Genomic DNA, 19,304 nt, shown 5'->3' with positions numbered 1-19,304 from the left:
CCGGCAACGGACGGAAAGGGGCGCAGACGTCGAGGAGCCCGGGCCGCACGGCGTGGTGATGGCCTGGCCGGGCGGGGCCGGTCCGGTCTCGGTGCGGGGGTCGGCGCTCGCCTACACCTCGATGTGCGAGCCCATGATGACCGTCCGGTCGCGGGGCAGGCCGAAGTACTCGGCGGCGTCCGCGGTGATGTAGGACGTGGCGATGAACAGGCGCTTGCGCCAGGGCGCCATCGTCGGCGCCGTTCCGCGCCGGAGCTCGATCGTGGACAGGAAGTAGGACGCCTCGTCGAGTTGCAGCGGCCCCTCGGTCGTGGCCGGGTCAAGCGCCGCCAGGATGCCGGGCACGTCCGATGTCTCCATGTAGCCGACGTGCGCAGTGACGTGGACGATCCCGTCGTCGGCGTAGCCGAGGCCGTCGACGGTGATCCGGCGGTCGGCAGGGACACGGGGAACGGGTTCGGTCGTGATGGCCAGGATCACGACGTGGTCGTGCCGTACGTGGTTGTGTTCGAGGTTGGCCCGCATCGCCAGGGGTGCGGTCTCCTTGCCCCGGTTGAGGAAGACCGCCGTGCCGGGCACGCGGAGCGTCGTAGCGATACCGGTCCGTTGCACGCCTCCCGACGGCACACCCCGCAGGGCGGTTCCGGGTTCGGCACCTACCACTGCACGTCACAATTGACGGGCCCTGGCCACCGCCTCGCGTACTCCGCTGGGCGTCCGTGGCCGCTGCGTTACCAGCAGTTCGACCGCCCGGCCCAACCAATCCGAGTCGGCGAGCCTGTCCGCCTCACCCTCGCCGGCGGTCTGCCTGAGCAGTTCCTCGAACAGCACCAGCTCAGTCGAGTCGTACCAGCGGGGGTGGCGGTCGAAGGAGGCCGACCAGTTCTCGTACGGGTGCCGCAGTGTCATGTGCAGATATCCACGGCCACGCCCCTTCCAGGGGCCCGGCAACCCACCCAGCAGTGCCAGCACACCGTACGAGCCCTTCTGGGGATACTTGGCGCCCAGCGTGAAGCCGACCAGCATGACCCTGGGCCAGGGAATCAACTGTCCCTCGGACTCCCCCGCGATTTGGTGCAGACCCTCGGCGCGCAACTCCAGCCACGTGCCGCCCGGCCGTAGGTGATCGCCCACAACCCAGCGGTCATCGACTCGTTCCAACGGCCCCAGAGCCCTGCGTATGCCACTCATCCGCTCATTGTCCTTCACTTATGAGGGTTCGTCAGGCTGCTCGCAGACCACGACAGCCCGTCTCGTGAGGGCCCGAGATCAGAGCACAGTCGGCAGCTCGCCTTGTTCCGCTTCAGGCGGAGGCACTCTCCTGTGCCGAGGCAGGGAGCGCCCACCGATCGGTCGGACCGAGCACGAGGCGCTTGCGCACACCACAGCGGTTCAGTTCCGGTGGATGGTGATCGTTGTCCAGAGTCCGACGTGTACGCGGTCGCCGTCCGCCAGCGGCACCGGCTTGTAGGGGGCGATGGGGTCCTCTGCGCCGTTCACCGTCGTGCCGTTGGTCGAGCCCTTGTCGATAAGGGACCAGGTCGAGTCGGGCTGCTGGATGAGGATGGCGTGTTCGTGGGAGACACCCGGGTCTTCGGGGGCAACGCCCAGGTCGATGAAGGGGGTGTGGCCTGTGGACCGGCGACGGCCGATGGTGATCAGGACGTGGGTGAGGGGGATGTGACGGTCCGGGGAGTGGGTGGGGAAGTAGAGTCCCTGGTCCTCGGGCTCGCTGCGCGCCATCACCTTGGCGAAGTATTCGTGGTCGACGGAGACGGTGGCCGTCCAGGAAGGTGACCGAGGCGCGGAGACTGCGCAGGCCCCTGCCCCGGTGGTGAAGTCGTAGCGGCACTCCTCGCAGAATCGGGCGAGGTCGCCGCGGGGCGCGCCGCAGTCGGGGCAGAGTTCGGCGGCTGAGGGGGCCGCTGCGGAGGTCATGCGGTGACCGCACACCTCGCACCAGTCGTCTGTTCCGGACTGATGGCCGTTCGGGCACGTCGGCATGTTCGTTCTTTCTCTCTTCGCCCCTCTGCGCGCTGGGCGCGCTACTTCTTCTTCACACGTACGGTTTTCGTCGAGCGTGTTTCCAGCGTCATTTCGTCCACGCCGGCCACCTTGGCCTTGAGCCGTACCGTGCCGTTCACGGCGTCGACGACATCCACCACCTTGGCCAGCAGCTTGGCGGTGTCGTCGTTGCCGGAGGTGCTGGCGAGCTGGACGGCGCGGCCCAGTTTGGCGGTCGCGGAGTCGAAGTCGCCCTGCTTGCGCGCCTCCAGGCCCTCCTGGATGGCCTGGGCGAGTTCGGCCTGCCCGGTGTAGTGGGCGACCTGGGGGTTGATGTGGGTGGAGGCCGCCATGTCGTCGGTCCAGCAGGCACGTACGAGGCCCTGGGCGACCGTCTGCGTCGTACCGTCGGGCTGGGGGACCACGAGGGAGATCCGTGCGGCCAGCATCTCCTCGCCGACTTCCGAGCGGGGAACCCGGACACAGACGTGGTAGTCCCTGGACTCGTCGCCCCAGGAGCCTGTCGGGTAGTCACCGGCGCGGGGTCCGGTCTCGGCTCGGCGGAGGGTCAGGTCCTCGACCGTGGGGGCGACCTGCTTGACCCACTTGATCTCGGAGCCCTCCGGGGTCCAGACGCGCAGAGCCACATCGGCGACGCCCTTGCCCATCGCCCTCTCCATCATCTGCCGGAAGTCGTCGGCCAGGCCGGACAGGTCGGCGACGATGTCCACGGAGCCGAGCAGCGCCGAGGCGATGTCGGTCAGCTCCTTGACCTCCCAGTCGGTGCCGACGCCTCGGGTGTCGCAGGTGAAGCGTCCGGCGCAGGTGGCGAGTACGGCCCGCAGCGCACCGGGCTCCTCGTGCTCGTTGCGGCCGTCGGTGAGCAGGATGCCGTGGCGGATCGGGACGTCGGCCGTGGCGAGCAGTTCGTCGGCGAGCCACAGCCAGCTGCCGATGGCGGTACCGCCGTCCGCGATCAGGTTGTGCACGGCCTGCTTGGCCTGGTGGCGGGTGGCGGCATCGGCCACGGCGAGCCGGCCGTCCGCGGGATAGACCTCACGGGCCTTGTGGGTACCGGCGATCACGGCGAAGGCCACGCCGTCGCGGATGGTGTCGATCGCGGCGGCGGTCGCGTCGCGCGCGTTCTGCATCTTGGCCGGCGGATTGTTCATCGAGCCGGAGCAGTCGACCATGACGACCACGGCCGCGTCCGGTGCGGTCCCGGGTGTCCAGGAGGACGGGCTCGGGGTCCCCAGCGGCTGGCCGCCGAGGGTACCGCCGCCGGTCGCGGTCACGGTCACGATCGCGTTGACCTCGCGGCCGCTCTCCGGGAGGTATTCGTTCTGGTGGATGTCGACCGCGAACTGCGGGACGGTCGACTTGGAGAAGACAGCCATCGATTGCGCTCCTTAGGCCCGCTTCACGCGGATGACGCAGGTTCGTGTTCCGGTTGGGCGGGTTCGCGTTCCGCTCGCGCGACGTCGTGCTCCGCTCGTACGGCAGACACCGGAAACGGCAGGACAGCGACCGTCACGTTGTCGCGGCCGCCCCTGTCGAGCGCCGTCTCCACCAGGACCTGGGCGCATCGCAGGGGGTGCGCGCAGGCGTCCGCCGGTACCGCCGACGCCAACTCCTCGGCGGACTCGGCGTAGTTCCACAGCCCGTCGGTACACACCACCACGACCCCCGGTCCGTCCGGCTCGAAGGTGGTGGTGTGCGGATCGGGTTCGTCCGAGTCCGCGCCGAGCCAGGCGGTGATGGTGTGGGCACTGCTGTCCGCATACACCTCTTCGGGCGGCAGACCCGACGCGACCATCCAGGTCGCCCATGAGTCGTCCTCGGTGAGGCGCGCTGCGGGGGCACTGCGGTCCGCCGGGATCCAGTACGCGCGGCTGTCGCCGATCCAGCCGACGGTGAGGATCTTGCCGGACGCGATGGCGCTGACGCAGGTGCAGGCCGGAGCGATCCGGTGCGGGGCCCGGCCCCCTACGGGATCCTCGCCGGCGAGGTCGGTGACGGTCCGGTCCGCGGTGAGCAGCGCGCCTCGCATCGCGTCGTCGAACGAGGCGCCGCGCTGGAGTGCTCCGAGCAGCGACCCGGTGGTGCTCTCGGCGGCGGCCGCGGCCGCGTCGTCCGGGCGGTGCGCGGTCGACACCCCGTCGCACACCACGGCGACCACGGCGGGGGTGCCGTCAGGGAGCGTGGTCGCGGACACCGCGAAGGCGTCTTCGTTGCGGTAGTGCCGCAGCCCCCGGTCACTGACCGCGGCCACGCCCGCCAGCTCCTGCTCCCGGTGGTCGCGGGGGCGCGGCCGGGCAGATGCCTCCTCGCCCGGGAACGTCAGTTCCCTGCCGCATGCGCCACAGAACGTGTCCTCGGGCTCCAGAGGTTCGGTGCAGGAAGGGCAGGTGGTCGGTTGCGGCATCATTCACACCCACGTCCAGGGGCGGAAGCGGTTGGCCCGTTCCACCAGTTCGGTCGTCGAGCTGTGCTGCTGGGCGAGTCGGGCCAGCACCCGGTAGGAGCGCTCCATACCGAAGCGCAGCTCGCGCTCGGTCAGGCCGCAGTCCAGGAGTCCGGTCCCGACGGCCTCCGGGCCCGCGCCGGGGCTGCCGGAGAGAATCCAGTCGAGTGCGCTGCCCAGTACTTCGGAGGCGAGCTGTTCGCTCCGGTCGGCGCCGATACCGAGCTCCCGCAACTCCTCCACCTGGGCGGCTGCGGCCCGGAGGTCCTCCAGCAGCGGTTCCCGCGGGGACCGCTCGCGCAGCCGGGCGCGTATCGCGGCGACCCGGGCCGCCGTGAAGTGGATCGAGGACTCCGGCACCGACTCCAACGCCGCCACGGACCCGGTCCGTTCGCCCGAGGCGAGCAGCACGCGGGCGAGGCCGAACGCGGCGCTGACGTAGCGCTCGTCGGTGGACCACACCAACCGGTAGTACTTGGCGGCCAGCTCCACTCGGCCCAGCTTCTCGGCGCAGATGCCCAGCGCCAGCTTCGGCGCGGACTCGCCCGGGAAGGCGTCGTACACGGCGTCGAAGGCCAGCGCGGCCGTTTCGTGGTCGCCGGTCGCCAGCGCGGTCAGACCCCGGTGCCACACCACCCGCCAGTCGTCGAGATCGTCGTCGGCGAGCGCCGCCAGCACCCGCGACGCCGCCTCGACGTCGTCCAGCTCCAGCCGCGCCCTGAGGACCCGCAGTCGTCTCTCGACGGAGTCGACGGGCGCGGACCGCAGGGCCGTGACCAGTTCCGCCGGTGTCGCGGCCGCCAGGCCCGCCAGGAACTTGGCGTTGGGGTCGGTCGGGTCCACGAGCGGCACGGGCAGGGCGAGGGCGGCGGCCTTCGCATCCAGCTGCGCGAGGGCGGGCGCCGCTCCTGCTCCCGCCTCGACACCGCCGACCGGGTCGGCAGCCTGGCCCGGGCCGGTGTGGGGCGTACCGGGCGCGGCCGGGACGAGGCCGACGACGGCGTTGCCCGACGCGCCGACCGGCGCAGGGATGTGACCGGGCTCCCCCGCCGTGCCCGCCGTACGCCCCGGCCCCGACCCTGGCCCCGGCAGGGCGCCTACGGCCCCGGCCACCGGCCGGCGCTGGGCGATGCGCCGCAGCGGGAAGACGTGCGCGCCGAGGGCCGAGGCGGCGCCGACCAGGGGGGCGACCAACTTGTCCTCCACGACCCGCAGTTCCTGCCCGAAGATGCTGGACAGGGCGGGGCGGGGCTTGCCGGTCTGCGAGGCCACGATCTCGCGGAGGACCCCGAGGAGCTGGTCGGACATTTCCGCGGCGGAGCTGAAGCGGTTGCCGGGGTCGGGGTCGGTGGCCCGGACGAGGAGCCGGTGGAAGGACTCGTACCGGGAGAAGACGGGGACGTCGGCGGGGTCGGGGAGGCTGTCGACGAAGGTGGTCGTGTAGCCGGGGAAGTCGAAGGTGAGGAGGGCGAGGGCGCGGGCCACCGTGTAGAGGTCGGAGGCGACGGACGGGCCGTACTCGGCGACCTCCGGCGCCTGGTAGCCGACGGTGCCGTAGATCGGGGAGTCCTGGTCGTCCGTCTGCCGGACCGCACCCATGTCGATGAGCTCCAGCCAGTCCTCCTGCTGGATGGCGTTGTCGAGCTTGAAGTCGCAGTACAGCAGGCCACGGCTGTGAAGGTGGCCGAGGGCTTCCAGGACCTCGACGGCGTACGCGATGGCCTGCTCGACCGGCAACGGCTCGCGTTTGCCGTCCGGGCCGCGCCGCTCTTCGGCGATCTCCTTCAGGGACTTGCCGCCGACGTACTCCATGACGATGTAGCCGTCGAGCGAGCCTGTGCGCTGGTCGAGATGCTCGACGAAGTTGTAGATGCGGACGATGTTGGGGTGCTTGATCTCGGCGAGGAACCGGCGCTCCGAGACGGCGGCGGCCAGCGCGTCCTCGTCACCCGTGTCGAGGAGGCCCTTCAGGACCACCCAACGGTCGCTGACCGCCCGGTCGACGGCGAGGTAGATCCAGCCGAGCCCGCCGTACGCCAGACACCCCGCGACCTCGTACTGGCCGTGGACGACATCACCCGCCCGCAGCTTGGGGGTGAAGGAGTACGGGTGGCCGCACTTGGCACAGAAGCCCTCCGGGCGCGCCGGACGATCGGCTCGGCCGCGGCTGACCGGCGCACCGCAGGCGCTCTTGCCGCAATACCGGTTCCGCTCCGGGACCAGGGGGCTCTCCAGAACTCTGGCGGCCGGATCGGGCCGCGGGAGAGGAGGTACGGACACCAGGCCGGCGCCGAGCCTGCCACGGGTCGGTCCGCTGCCTGCGGAACCGGAACTGCGTACGGTCATCGACGGGCCGCCGACGGTGCCGGTGAGGGTGCGGGACAGCCGCCCGAGCGCGGACGGGGGCGAGGCCGAGGTGTTCCCGGAGCTGCTGCGCCCCGGGCCCTCGTTCCCGGACGAGGCCCCGGCTCGCGTGGCGCCCCCGGCACCCCTGATACGCCCGGTGCCGGCGCGTTGCGACACGGGCGCGCGCCCGCAGACGTCGCAGTACAGATCGCCGCCGCCGACGTCCTCGATGGTCCCGGCGCAGCCCGGGCGTCGGCACTTGCTCATGGTGTCCACCCTGTTCCCCATCGAATGTTCATGCGCGGGTTCACCGACCCGTTCGCGGGCCCGCTCCCGGGCAGCAGGGCTGCGAATTCCCGCGGGGCATCTCCCAGCCACCCGATCTCGGACACGCACTCAGCCCTTCGTCGGGAACTCGGCCAGCGGGCGCCGCAGGCCGACCACGGCGAGAGCGACGATGACGACCGCGGCGCCGGCGAGACCGACCGGCGCGGAGAGCGCGCTGCCGGCGCCTTGTGACGAAGCCTGTTCATACGCACTGGTGTTGATCTTGATCAGTTTCTGCAGTGCCGTGTCGAACTCGCCGAAGGCCCAGTTGGACTCCCCCGGCTTGTAGCTGACACAGAACGCGATCGCCCCGGTCACGTCCCCGGAGGCGGCTATGGCGCGAATCTTGCGGTCGTCCACTTCGTACACCTGGTAGCGGGCGACGACGGCCTCGGCCTGTTCGCGTTCGCCGCGGAAGGTGATGTTGCGGAACTCGTCGCCGAAGAAGCCGGTGAAGCGCAGGTCCTCCTGGTTGGCGCGGTAGCCGGCCATGGCGGCGGCGGCCTTCGCGTCGTAGGTGTGGATGGTGGCTCCGGGCAGCCGCATGAGCTGCTGTGTCTTGTCGAAGAAGTGCTGTTGGTGTTCGGCGGCGTTGGGCTGGTCCAGCAGGTAGCGGGACTCGTCGGCGTTGGCGTCGTAGGCGACGGCGCGGGCCCGGGTGAGGGCGACGACGGAGTCGTAGGCGTCGCGGCGGGCGACGTGCAGATGGTCCTGCTGGGCGGAGATCTGCGCGCTCGCGGTGATGGAGACGCCGACGGCGATCAGAACGGCGGCCGCCAGGGCCGGATTCACGATGCGTCGGAACCGGAACGTGAAGAAGAGGTGGAGGACGACGAGTACGGCGACCAGCAGCAGACCGGCGGCAAGGACACCGATCCGGGCCGAGGACAGACTGTCCGTGGTCGTGGCGTAGGTCGTGTTGAAGGCGATGTTGTTCGCCGTGACCAACTGGTCGGCCTCCGGCAGCAGGCGGGTGCGCATCAGATCGGTGGTGGACCGGTAGGCGGCCAGCGTGTCGGCGTCGGTTCTTCCCGCGGCGAAGGCGTGCTGCTTGCTGAGGATCAGGGCGTGGGAGGCGCCCTCCTCGTAACTGCCGAAGTCGGCGATGGCCTGGGCGACGGACGCCTCGGCGACCGGGTCGCCCTGGGCCGCGACGGAGAGATCGCGCAGGTAGACGCCTGCTTGGCTGCGCCGCTGGTTGTAGATGTGGGCGGCGGTGCTCCGGTCGTCGGCGAGGTCCTTGTCGGTGCCGAACATCAGCTGGTTGGCCAGCTGCGCGTCCATGTCGTTGAGCGTGAAGTACAGGCCGGTGGCGCTGGTGATCTGGGGTGCGGAGTGGTTCCGGATGTCCGACCAGGCGGAGCGCGTGAACAGTCCGGTCAGGACGAGCGCGATGACGAGCAGCGCCGAAACGCTCAACGCGGCACCGCGCAGCATTCTCAACCACTGAGGGACGGTCCTGGGGAGACGGCCGCGCCACAGTTGCGGGGTTCTGAGGCGCGGCCGTCGTATTCTGCGCAACGGTCGGCGTATCCAGCTGTCAGGGGAAACACGCGGTTCGCGATGCCGGCCCCTGGACGGCCGGGAGGAGTCGGGCCCCGTCTCAGCCGACGCCTGGGGCGGTGCCGCGGGGCGCTGTTCCGTGGCGCTGATGTCCGGCATTGCGTTGAGTCCCCTTCGCACTGCGGAGCGGCCTGCGCCGCGCCTTCCGCGAGGGCCACTCTTGCGTTTCGAACACGGAGTAGTCCTGTCTTGTCGCGTCTTTGACGCCGCGTCATCGGAATCTTGACGCGAGGCTGAAGGGGCGCCTGGGACAAGGGATTCGGGTGACGGAGCTGTCCGAGGATCACACCCAGGACTCCTTCAAGTCTGCTCTTCCGCCCCGCCAGTGACCGGGCCGACCATGGGCAAGCCCTACGACAAGACGAGCGGAGCGCGCCGGATCAACGGACTTCGGCAACTCCTGCCTGCCGGTGACGGTATACGCGAAACCCTGGGTCGTGTCCCTCGTCGTGGTGTTGGGGATCAACTGACGGGCGTGTTCGGGGTGTTGGGTAGTGCGGGGGTGCTTTCGGGGAGTTCGCGGTAGATCTCGCCCATGCTGCCTTCGGGGAGGTAGCGGCGGGGAAAGGCGATCCATTCGTAGTGCATCTCGAAGAGCACGGCGGTGACCAGCCGGATGAGTGCGTCGTCGTTGGGGAAGACCTGGACGACGTCGATCCTGCGCTTGATCTCCCGGTTCACTCGCTCCAGCGGGTTCGTGGACTGGATCTTCTTCCAGTGCCTGGGCGGGAAGTCCGCGAACGCGGTCAGATCATCCTTCGCCTCCAACAGCATCGCTTTGACCTTGGGGAACTGGGCGCCGAGCATGTCGGCGACGGTGTCCAGCTGAGTGCGCACGAGGCCGGCGGTGGGCTGGGTGAAGACCGTGCGGATCGTCGCGGCGACCATTTCACCGGAATCCCGGTCGATCACGCTGAAGACGTTGCGCAGGAAATGAACCCTGCACCGCTGCCAGGCGGCGCCGAGCATCACCTTGCGGACCGCGGCGACCGGCCCGGCGTGCTGGTCGGTGACGACCAGGCGGACCCCGGACAGACCGCGCTCTCGCAGCGAGCGCAGGAACTCCTTCCAGAACAACTCGCTCTCGCTGTCTCCGACCATCAGGCCCAGGACCTCGCGGCCTCCGTCCTCGGTGATGCCGGTGGCGACTACGACGGCCCGCGAGACGATCTGGTGGTTCACGCGCGCCTTGCAGTAGGTCGCGTCCAGGTAGACGTAGGGGAAGCGGACGTGATCCAGCGGTCGGGTGCGGAACGCGGTCAGCGGCTGGTCCAGCGCCTGGCAGATCCGCGAGACCTCCGACTTCGAGATGCCGCTGTCCCCGCCGAGGGCTTTGACCAGGTCATCGACACTACGGGTGGAGACGCCGTGCACGTATGCCTCCATGATGACGGCGTAGAGGGCCTGGTCGATGCGGCGCCGCCGCTCCAGCAGGCTGGGGAAGAAGCTGCCGGTGCGGGCCTTGGGGATCTCCAGGTCCAGGTCGCCGGCCAACGTGGTCAGCACCTTCTCTCGGTGCCCGTTGCGGATATTGGTCCGCGTCGGCGTGTGCTCGTTCCACTCCGCGCCGATGTGGGCACTCGCCTCGGCCTCGATCAGCTCCTGCACCATTCGCTCGGCGATGGCGCGGATGAGCTCGATTCCGTCGGTCGAGCGTAGTGACTCAAGGAGCCGTATCAGCTCAGACTGAGACAGGGCCATCGTGCACTCCTCGTGGTTGAACTGGGCGTTCACCAAGGAGAGTTACGCGGTGGCCCGCCTCCTGTTCAGGGAGCGGTACTCACCCATAGAAGTGCGCCCCGGGCAGACGCCCGCGCACTCCCGGCCACTGATCCCGTACACCACGACGAGGGACACCATCAAACCCTGCAGCAGCAGAAGCGACCTACGGCGCAGCACAGACGGCATCACCATCCGACGGTCATCGTCTTTGACGGGGCCGTGGACGACGAAGGCCACGGGGCGTTTGTTGCGCGTCACGCGGGATGAGGGTGACGGGAACTGGTCCTCATGACCAACGCCCGCAGTTGCTCACTACACTCCCACGGTGAACAACATACGGTGCACCCAATGCGGTGCGGTGGGGCTGGAGCCAGGCTTCGTCGAGGACTCCGGACAAGGCGCTCGCGGGTTCGCGCGGTGGATCGCGGGCCCCCTCAAGCGAGGTCCGCTCGGCAATGCCAGGAGGATGGGCCGACCGCACTGGCAGATCGATGCTTATCGTTGCCCCACCTGCGCACACCTGGAACTGTTCGCCGCCCAGCAGGACTAGCGGCGTGGTGTGCGAGGGACGGGAACGGCCGGGCCATGACGTGAAAAGTGCCGTACGGGCTGATGTCTTCGCGTACGCCCTCGATGCGATGCCTTCGCGCGCCGGGCACGCGCGACCAGCCGCTCACTGTGGGACGCCCGAGACTTGGGCGGGCACTACTGGCTCACCGCCTCCGGCGAACGCAGGGGCGTCATCGATCATCAGCAACCCTCGGCGCCCCACCGGCACTCGCCTACCTCGACACGTCCTGACCCGCCCATCGGGGTACCTGACGGACACCTGACGCCCCATCAGAACGAGCGTCAAATGAGCGTCAAGATACCTCGGAGAGCGTCATTTCAGCGTCAAGATATCGCCCGTAACGCCCACACCGCACATAACGCACATAACGCACAGCACTCAAACCTGCAGGTCAGGCGGCCTTTGCGGCCGGTTCAAGGATCGCGACGCACTCCAAGTGATGCGTCATCGGGAAGGTGTGCAGTTTGCCTCCTCATAGAAAACATGCAGGCCAGAGGTACTTTAGCGGACGAAATCGAACCTCCCAGAGAGCCTCGTGCGTCATACGTGCGTCACCGCCACAGCTATGCGTCAGATGAGCACGGACTCGATCGATACTCCCAGCAGGGTCCAAACGCCCAAGAGAAGCACCGCGGAATGGAGCGCCCCGCCGAGGAACGGCCGTACTCCGGCTCCCTACTGCGCTTCACCGACGCCGACGGCATGCGGTTGACCTGATTCGCCACCAACACTGCGGGCGAGGAGATCGCCGACCTCGAACCACGCCACCAACATGGATGTGTGGCCAGGCGCAGGCAGTTGCCCGCCGGGCTGCGCGTCAGAAGGGCCGTGGGGCGCCGGGCAGATGTTGCCAGCTGCGATGGGCCTCCAGCAGGTCCCCCTTCAGCGGGCGGATGCGAGCACCACACGGCTGCACTGCGCGCCGCCTGGCCACAGGCCGGGAATGGGCCTGGGCCTGGCACGTAATCGGCATCCGGCTCCCCGCCACCGTCGTACCAGACGTCGCGCTCCACGCTCCGCCCTGCGCCCGCCCCCGGCCGAGAGCCTTGCCGTCGACCTGCCCCGCACTCCCGCCCCGTCCAACCCGCCACGATTACGTCAGTCGATCCACGAGACCTCAAACGTGGCCATCAATCATTTCCAGGAGGATTACTCCGCCGCCACTTCGAGGAACTGGCGATAAACGAGGTCCAGTAGCGCCGCGTATGCATGTTGCGAACGGGCGACCTCCTGGTCGCCATCCGACGCGACGCGACCGAGCCGATCGATTCGATGCATAAGTTCCTCAAGCAATGCGAGGAGGTCAACCGGCGCCGGCTTGAAGATCCCGCGTTCCACATATCTGATTACCGTCGTTACGTACTCGTCGGCACCCGCCAGGTCGCTGTGCGCCAGAACCAGTTCCTTATCCGACCCACTGGGAGGGAACGGCAGGTGGCGCCACAGAGTATAGGAGTCCATAAAGCTCAACACTATCCATCCCCTACTCTTAGTGGGCGTTCGTATACCAGAAGGAAACCACTTTTCCATCTGGCCCGACAATGCCTCCCATACCCCCATTGGGATCCGTATACTTCACGCCAAAATGACCGTCATCAAAAGGCATCCTCTTGGCGTTCAATCCAGCCTTACCTCCCGGCTTGGACAATTGCGCCGCCCAGTCTTTTGAATCTTTCAAATATTGTTCGGGTGAGACATTCACTGGCGCACCATGCTTACCGTAGTGGTATTCAAAACTATCCTCAGGGGAGGCGAAAGTACCCTCATTCCAGACATCCGAAATCCCCTCTTCTGCAGAATCACTTCCGGATGACGCGTCGCTGGACGCTTCGGAGAATACTTTGCCGAGGTCGTCGGCGAGGCCCTTCGTACCATAGCCCGCCAGCGCGGCCCCGCCGGCGGCTGTGGCGACTCCGGCCGCTGCGGCCGGGGCTCCCACGAGGCAGCCTATGCCGGAGAGGCAGATGACGACCCCGCCGCCGGCCACGTCGGCCCCGACGTTGGTGATGAAGATCCCCAGGGCCGTCTCACCTGCGTGGATGACCAGGTTCGGGCCGTTGTCGAGGATGGCGTGGCCGTAGTTCTTCAGGCTCTGCCACCACTGGTGCAACTTCGACTTCTGCTGCTGTTCCTTGCGCTCGTAGTCCTGGATCGCATTGATGAGCTTGCGCTTGAAGCTGGGCTTCTTGTACGGCGAGTAGTCGGAGCAGTTGTGCGCATTGCAGCTGTCCCCGAAGCCCTGGGCGTTGGCGAGGTCCTGCGAGATGGGCGGAGCGCCGGGCACCACGGGCTTGTTCATGGTGGGGTCGGCCCACCAGTTGTCCAGGCCGGTCGGGTCGGACCCGGTGGTCGGGTTGTTGCCCGCGTAGTCGTACCCGGCGAGCTGGGTGGGATCGGCGGACTCCAGGACCGGGTCGGCGGACAGAAAACGGCCGTTGGCCGGGTCGTACTCGCGGGCGCCGAGATTCTCCAGGCTCGTGGCCGGGTCCGGGGTGCCGCCGATGTAGCCCTTGTCGCCGGGCCAGGTGGTGGGTGCGGTGCCGCGGGTGCCGCCGAAGGGCAGGTACTGGCGGCGGGTGACGGACAGCGTTTGGTAGTCGATGGCCAGGCTGTCCGTGCCCTGCCGGTCGGGGATCAGGTACTGGATGTCACCGGTGCTGGACCGCTCGGCGACCGTCGTACCACCGATCGAGTAGTAGCGGGTGCCGGACAGGACCGAGGTGGAGGTGTTCTCCACGAGTTGCTCGTCGCCCAGGAAGAGCGTGGCCTGCCCCGGATCGGTACGCAGCACCACGTTGCCGTCGGTGTCGTAGAGGTAGCTGGTGGTGCCGGCGCTGGTGGTGTCGGTGGCCAGCTTGCCCTGGTCGTTCCAGACCAGACTCTGGTCACCGGTAGCGCCCCCGGTGATGGTGCCGGTGTCACCGGACAGGTCGTAGGTGTAGGACGCGGTGTTCCTGGCGGCGTCGGGACCGGTCGCGGTGGTGCTGGTGAGGGTGTGAGGCTGGTCGGTGGCCGAGCCCTGGGGCGGGTAGTTGTAAGTGGTCGTGGTGTCGTTGGCCGTGGTGCCCGAGGTGTCGTGGTCCGTCTGGGTCTTACGGTCGCCGGCCGCGTCGTAGGTCCAGGACTGCCAGTACGCGTTCGGGCCGCCGACGGACACGCTGCTGCCAGGGGTGGGGGTGGCGGCGCACTGGTCTGTGGCGGTCCAGGCTGCGGACAGGCGGGTGGCGTAGTCGTACTGGTAGCACTGGGTGTCGGTGGTGGCGCCGCCGTTCTGCTTGTCGGTGGTGGAGGTGACCAGGCCCGCTCCGGCCGAGACGTTTCTACTCTTGTCCTCGTAGGTGTAGCCGGTGTCGTCGACCACGCTGCCGGCGGTGGCGTCGGTGGTCTTGGCGTCGGTCAGTGCCCGGGTCTGGGGGTCATAGGTGAGGGACAGTGCGACCCAGGTGCCGGAGGGGCCCATGGTGTACTGGAGGGGCTGGCCGTACTCCGAGTAGCCGACGGCCGTGACGTAGTCCCAGGAGACGGTGGCACCGTCACTGCCGGCGCTGGTGGGTCGGCCGTAGGTGTCGTAGCCGTAGTTGATGGTCTCGGCGGGCAGGCCGCCGGATGCCGGGTCGCCCTGGGAGGCGACGTTTCCGGTGAGGCTGTAGCTGTAGCTGGTTGTGTAGCCGGCAGCGGGGGCGAGGGCGGCCGTGTTGGAGGGCAGGTTCGCCAGAGTCTCCTTGCTGGCCGCGGGTTTGGCCAAGCCGTTGTAGGCCAGGACCGTGTTCGCCACCGACGGGCTGGTGGTGCCCTTCTGGTAGGAGACTGACGAGGTCGGGTACCCCTTCTTCAGGGTGTCGTAGGTCCAGGCACCGATCTCATTGCCGGTGGAGGTGGGCGCGCCGCCGGTGGTGTCGTAGGCGAAGGTCTTCCGGCCGTCCTTGTCGTAGGTGTATGTGGTCTGCTTGCTTCGGGCGTCCGTCACCGTCAGGAGCTGGCTGGCGTTGTCGTACGTCGAGTGCGAGGTGCCGGTGTCCGGGTCGGTGGCGGAGGTCTGGTTGCCGAGCAGGTCGTACGTCCAGGACCAGGAGTTCCCGGCGGCATCGGTCTCGGTGGCCTGCTTCCCGCTGGGGAAGTAGGTGTAGTGGGTGTCGGAGTAGTCCGAGGCCGGGTCGTTGACCGGGTCCGCCGCAGCACCCGCGTGGTACTCGTACAGGTCCGTGGTCTTGCCGCGGGCATCGGTCAGAACGCTCTTGGCGATGCCGCCGGCCGGGGGGACGGTGGTGGTGACATTGCCGCCGTAGGCGGTGGTGGTCCGCCAGGTCTCCGTGCCGAGGGCGTAGGAGATGGCCGCGGTCTGGCGGCCCGCGCCGTCGTACGCGAAGCCGGTCTCGGAGGGGATCTGACCGTCCTGCGCCTGGACCAGCGTGGAGCCGGGGACTCCGGTGGTGTAGTAGGGGTCGGTGGTCTTGGCGGTCAGGCCATCGGTGTTGTAGACGGTGTCGGTGATGAGCCGGCCACCGTCCTCGGTTCCGGTCTGGGCCTCCCGGGTACGCAGCAGTGCGTCGTAGAGGACTTCGCTGGTGCGGTAGGTGCCGTCGTCGTTGAGGGTCTGGGTGGTGACCACCGAGGGCGCGCTGTTGGACAGGACGTAGGAGTCCTTGTAGACGGCGGACGATATGCCCGGCTTGAACACGGCGGTCAGTCGGCCCAACGCGTCGTACTGCTCCGTCGTCACGTATCCGCCGGCGTCGGTGGACTTCAGCGGCAGCCCGCGAAGGGCGTCGTAGGCGATGGTCGTCGTGTACGTGAGCGGGTCGGTGACGGTGACCGAGGTGGGCTCCGCGCCGGTGGTCGGGGCGTAAACGGTCGATGTCTTGCGGTTGTCCGCGTCGGTGGCCGTCAGCGTGCGCCCGTACTGGTCCACCGTGCTGGTGGCCATCGTGGTGAAGGTGGGTGTGGAGCCGGTGTAGGCGATGGCCTGCTGCACCATGGTGGTGTCGCCGATGGTGGGGGCGGTACCGAATGCGGTGGAGAGGTCGTAGTACGTACGAGTGTCGGAGACCGCGTCGGCCGGCAGCGACGGAGTGGCCGAGCACTTCACCGCGACCGTGGTCTCCTCGTCCGGCGCGTTCAGGATCCACGCGGTGGTGTTGTCCGCGAACGTGGTCGTGGAGCAGAGGTCGTCCGAGGCAGTGGAGACATCGCCCAGATCATCGGTCTGGTTTACGCGTCCGCGGGAGTCGTGGGTGTAGTCGGTCTCCGTCTCGCGGGTATCGCCGGAGGACAGGGGGATGTAGACCCGCTGCCTCTTGTCGCCGGTGAAGTAGGCGTGCTGGACCGGCAGGCCACCGCCCACGATGTGGGTGGCGGTCGCGGCGGACGTCCAGGGGTCGGCGATGGTGTCGGTGACGACCTTGTCGCTGCCCGAGCCGTTGTAGCCGATCGTCTCGTACGTCGATCCTGCGTACTGGTCGAGGTCGTCGATGCCGGTATCGCCTCGGGAGTCGCTGACCGTCACCGACCGGGTGCCGCCGTTGGGCAGGGTGTCGCCGTCCATGCCCCGGAAGTAGGTGTAGTCGGTCTCGGTGACGGGATCAGGGGCCGTACCGGTGGTCACCTTCATGCCCTGGAAGCCGCGCCACTGGTTCCAGGTGCGCTGATCGGAGGGGGTGAGCGGATTGTCGTCGTAGTGCCAGGCTGGGAGGCCGACCGGGATGTAGTGGGTGGCGACGGTGTCGTTGACGCCACCACCCGTCGGATCCTGCTGGGTGACGCCGGTGACGATGTACTTGTTGAACCAGTCCTGGATCGGTGCGGTCTGACCGTCCGGGGTCCAGTAGGCCGGGAAGCACAGTTTGGTGTTCTGGCTCGGGTCGCTCGGGGTTCCGGATGTGCAGGCCGCCGAGGAGTAGGCGACGCTGATGATGGCGCCGGTCTCGGTGGTGATGGTGTTGAGCCGGTGGCGGGTGATCGGCGGGTAGCCGTTGGTGACGTTGACGCGGTTGGACAGCGCGGTGCCGGTGAGCGTCACCGCGTGGGTGGAGATCGAGGCCGTCGAGCCTCCCGCGCTGGTGTCCTGCCCGGTACGGGTGATCGAGGACAGCCACAGCGAGGCGGTGGTGGAGTCGCCGGTGGCCGGGAAGGAGTGGGCGAAGGTCCAGGAGTCGACGTTGGTCTCGGTGGTGCCGACCAGGGCCTGGGTCTGGATTCCGGTGAGTTCGTACTCCGACCAGAAGGTCGGGGAGTTAATCGAACAGGACGCGTCCTTGGCGCAGTTGAGGTCATACGGGACGTCGGGCCAGTTGGAGGCTGTCGAGGAGGAAAGGCCCGAGGTCGCACAGCCTGTGGCGGAGGTGGAGCAGCGGCCGTTGACGGTGAAGGTGACCTGGCCGGCCGGGGAGGTGGTGTACACCGTGCCGGCCCGCTGCCCGTACATGATCTTGTTGAGGTAGCCGCCGCGGATGTAGGAGGTGTTGGCGGTGGTGCCCAGGTCGCGGGCGTAGTAGTTGGTCTCGGTGGTGTAGAAGTACGAGATCGTGTCCTGGTGGGTATCGACGACGTAGTCGAGGTTCCAGCGGTAGGCCTGCTGGCACCAGGAGTTGGCGAACGTCGCGTTGTAGCAGGGCTGGCCGGAGGCGGTGGCGTAGACCGGCTCGGTCCACACCGAATTGGTGGCCGTGTTCCCGCTGGCGTATCCGGGCAGTTGGTTCTGCCCGAAGTAGTACTGGGTGCCGTCGTCCGTGGTGACGACCCAGTACTCGCCGTTCTGGGCTCCGTTGGTGGCTCCGGTCTTGTACTGCACCCGCTCGTTGGAGTCGTCCTGGGGATGCCAGTCGCCGTGGGTGTCGTCCTGAATCAGAGTCGTGGACTGGCCGCCGAGCGACAGCGTGATGGTGTTGTTGCTGGACCAGCAGTTGTCCTGGGTCTTGGTCGTGCCGGACGGGTTCTGATGGCAGGACTGGTAGGACCGCTCGATGTAGCCGGGGCTGTACTCGAAGCCGTCACCTATCCAGGAGGCCTGATTGTTCGTGGAGGAGGTCAGACCGTCCTGGGACTGCGAGTTGTAGTCCAGCGCGATCTTCGGTTCGAGCCCGCCCGGTACCGCCGGTGTGTCGATCGGGTAGGACCAGTTGAAGGCGTCGGTGCTTCCGCCGGCCTGCCATGACCCGGACGGCTTCAGTGACGTCGCGGAGTAGTCGCCGCCGCCTCCGCCCGTCGACGAGGTCGCCGCCACCACCACCGACGCTTCTTTGGCCGCGATTCTGCTCTTCACTGCAGGAAGGGTGATGTTCGCGCTCAGCCGGCGCGTGCTGCTGTCATTCGCGGACGTGAGCGGTGTCTGGGTGCGGCAGCGGGCCAGCCGCGGCGTGGTCAGGGCACACGCGGGCAGCGTCACCAGGTGCAGGCGGGATGCCCAGTCGGCGCCGAAGGCGGCGGTGAACGCCGAGTAGTCCAGTTTGAGGCCGACGCGGCTTTCGGCATTGCCGCCGTCACGGCGGTCCAGGCCCAGCAGGACGCCGTTCACACCTGCGGCGCTCGCTCCGCTGCGGGGCAGCACCCGCACACCGACGCCCGACGGAGTGGCGGCCGTGGTTTTCCCGGCCCGCGCGGCGTTGCGCTTCCCTGCGGTCTTCGCCGGACCTATCCACACCGGGAGCGACCCGGCACGTATCGCGGCGCCGGATGCCTGCTTCGTTTTCGCCCCGGTCCCGCTCAGGGTGACGTTCGCCGCACCAGAGGGCCATGAGATGTGCGGGGGGCGGTAGGACGGCATGGGCTTGGGCTTGTGGTAATGCGAGGTCACAGCGGTGACCGGCACCGGCTTGTCACGAGCGGGGGTGGGCGCCCGGTGCCGAGCTGCCGCGTCGGCCGGCGTTGCCTGTAGGACACCGGCGCATAACGCCATCGTGGCGAGAACCACGATGGGGGCGCGCAGTGCAATGCGGCTCAGACAGGTGCGTGCGGCCAGGCCCGTTCGGACTGCCTTGCTGCCCCGGCGTCTACCAGAAACCACAGCGTCCCGCCCCTCGGTGTCCATAACGATCACTCGATCCGAGCGGACGCTACCCATCCCTTCACGCTCGATGAACCCTCCTGCCCAGGCATGACTAGACCTTTACGTCGCTTACATGACAACATTCGGCGTTCAATCCGGCGGAATAATCGCCTCCAGCCGCCCTGCCCCTCTGGCCACGGACCGCAGCGGACTCCTAGCGTCGTGAACCACTGGATCTTCAGGTCATCAGACAGAGGTGGATCTCCCCATGCGATGGCACCACATACCTGGCGCGCGCAGAACCACCGCCAGCAGCAGAGCTGCAG

The 19,304-nt window shown here is 68.2% G+C and carries 10 protein-coding genes; all 10 read right to left on the bottom strand.

What is annotated here, in order from left to right; translation table 11 throughout:
• Positions 1 to 111: 111 nt before the first annotated feature.
• Positions 112 to 579, bottom strand: coding sequence for a hypothetical protein (locus ACFWPS_RS35365; protein WP_383712909.1), 468 nt, complete (start codon positions 577 to 579; stop codon positions 112 to 114).
• A 90-nt stretch (positions 580 to 669) separates the two neighbouring features.
• On the bottom strand, positions 670 to 1,134 hold the full coding sequence (locus ACFWPS_RS35360) for a hypothetical protein (RefSeq protein WP_383712906.1): 465 nt from the start codon (positions 1,132 to 1,134) through the stop codon (positions 670 to 672).
• Positions 1,135 to 1,392: 258 nt separating this feature from the next.
• The gene (locus tag ACFWPS_RS35355; RefSeq protein WP_383712903.1) at positions 1,393 to 1,938 is read right to left on the bottom strand and encodes an FHA domain-containing protein; all 546 of its coding nucleotides are present in this window, start codon (positions 1,936 to 1,938) and stop codon (positions 1,393 to 1,395) included.
• Positions 1,939 to 2,045: 107 nt separating this feature from the next.
• Positions 2,046 to 3,401 carry a VWA domain-containing protein gene (locus ACFWPS_RS35350; protein WP_383712900.1) on the bottom strand — a complete coding sequence of 452 codons (1,356 nt, stop codon included), beginning with the start codon at positions 3,399 to 3,401 and terminating at the stop codon, positions 2,046 to 2,048.
• Positions 3,402 to 3,424: 23 nt separating this feature from the next.
• Positions 3,425 to 4,276 (bottom strand): PP2C family protein-serine/threonine phosphatase, encoded by an 852-nt coding sequence (locus ACFWPS_RS35345; protein ID WP_383712898.1) that lies wholly within the window; start codon positions 4,274 to 4,276, stop codon positions 3,425 to 3,427.
• Between the two features lie 156 nt (positions 4,277 to 4,432).
• On the bottom strand, positions 4,433 to 7,081 hold the full coding sequence (locus ACFWPS_RS35340) for a tetratricopeptide repeat protein (RefSeq protein ID WP_383712895.1): 2,649 nt from the start codon (positions 7,079 to 7,081) through the stop codon (positions 4,433 to 4,435).
• A gap of 129 nt (positions 7,082 to 7,210) precedes the next feature.
• Entirely contained in the window at positions 7,211 to 8,560 is a 1,350-nt protein-coding gene (locus ACFWPS_RS35335) for a hypothetical protein (RefSeq protein WP_383712892.1), read from the bottom strand.
• Between the two features lie 606 nt (positions 8,561 to 9,166).
• Positions 9,167 to 10,405 carry an IS256 family transposase gene (locus ACFWPS_RS35330; RefSeq protein ID WP_383712889.1) on the bottom strand — a complete coding sequence of 413 codons (1,239 nt, stop codon included), beginning with the start codon at positions 10,403 to 10,405 and terminating at the stop codon, positions 9,167 to 9,169.
• A 1,741-nt stretch (positions 10,406 to 12,146) separates the two neighbouring features.
• Positions 12,147 to 12,458, bottom strand: a complete 312-nt coding sequence (locus ACFWPS_RS35325) for a hypothetical protein (protein ID WP_383712886.1) — start codon at positions 12,456 to 12,458, stop codon at positions 12,147 to 12,149.
• 28 nt (positions 12,459 to 12,486) lie between these two features.
• Positions 12,487 to 18,786 (bottom strand): RHS repeat-associated core domain-containing protein, encoded by a 6,300-nt coding sequence (locus tag ACFWPS_RS35320; protein WP_383712883.1) that lies wholly within the window; start codon positions 18,784 to 18,786, stop codon positions 12,487 to 12,489.
• Positions 18,787 to 19,304 lie beyond the last annotated feature (518 nt).

It is taken from the genome of Streptomyces sp. NPDC058457 (assembly GCF_042720695.1).
GTDB lineage: Bacteria > Actinomycetota > Actinomycetes > Streptomycetales > Streptomycetaceae > Streptomyces.
Note: the sequence above shows the minus strand (reverse complement) of the source record. Positions and strands in the feature narration are given on the sequence as shown.

Excerpts from the sequence above, each read along its gene's own strand:
- ACFWPS_RS35325 (WP_383712886.1), bottom strand. The coding sequence starts at position 12,458 with ATGGACTCCTATACTCTGTGGCGCCACCTGCCGTTCCCTCCCAGTGGG.
- ACFWPS_RS35350 (WP_383712900.1), bottom strand. The coding sequence starts at position 3,401 with ATGGCTGTCTTCTCCAAGTCGACCGTCCCGCAGTTCGCGGTCGACATC.
- ACFWPS_RS35355 (WP_383712903.1), bottom strand. The coding sequence starts at position 1,938 with ATGACCTCCGCAGCGGCCCCCTCAGCCGCCGAACTCTGCCCCGACTGC.
- ACFWPS_RS35340 (WP_383712895.1), bottom strand. The coding sequence starts at position 7,081 with ATGAGCAAGTGCCGACGCCCGGGCTGCGCCGGGACCATCGAGGACGTC.
- ACFWPS_RS35330 (WP_383712889.1), bottom strand. The coding sequence starts at position 10,405 with ATGGCCCTGTCTCAGTCTGAGCTGATACGGCTCCTTGAGTCACTACGC.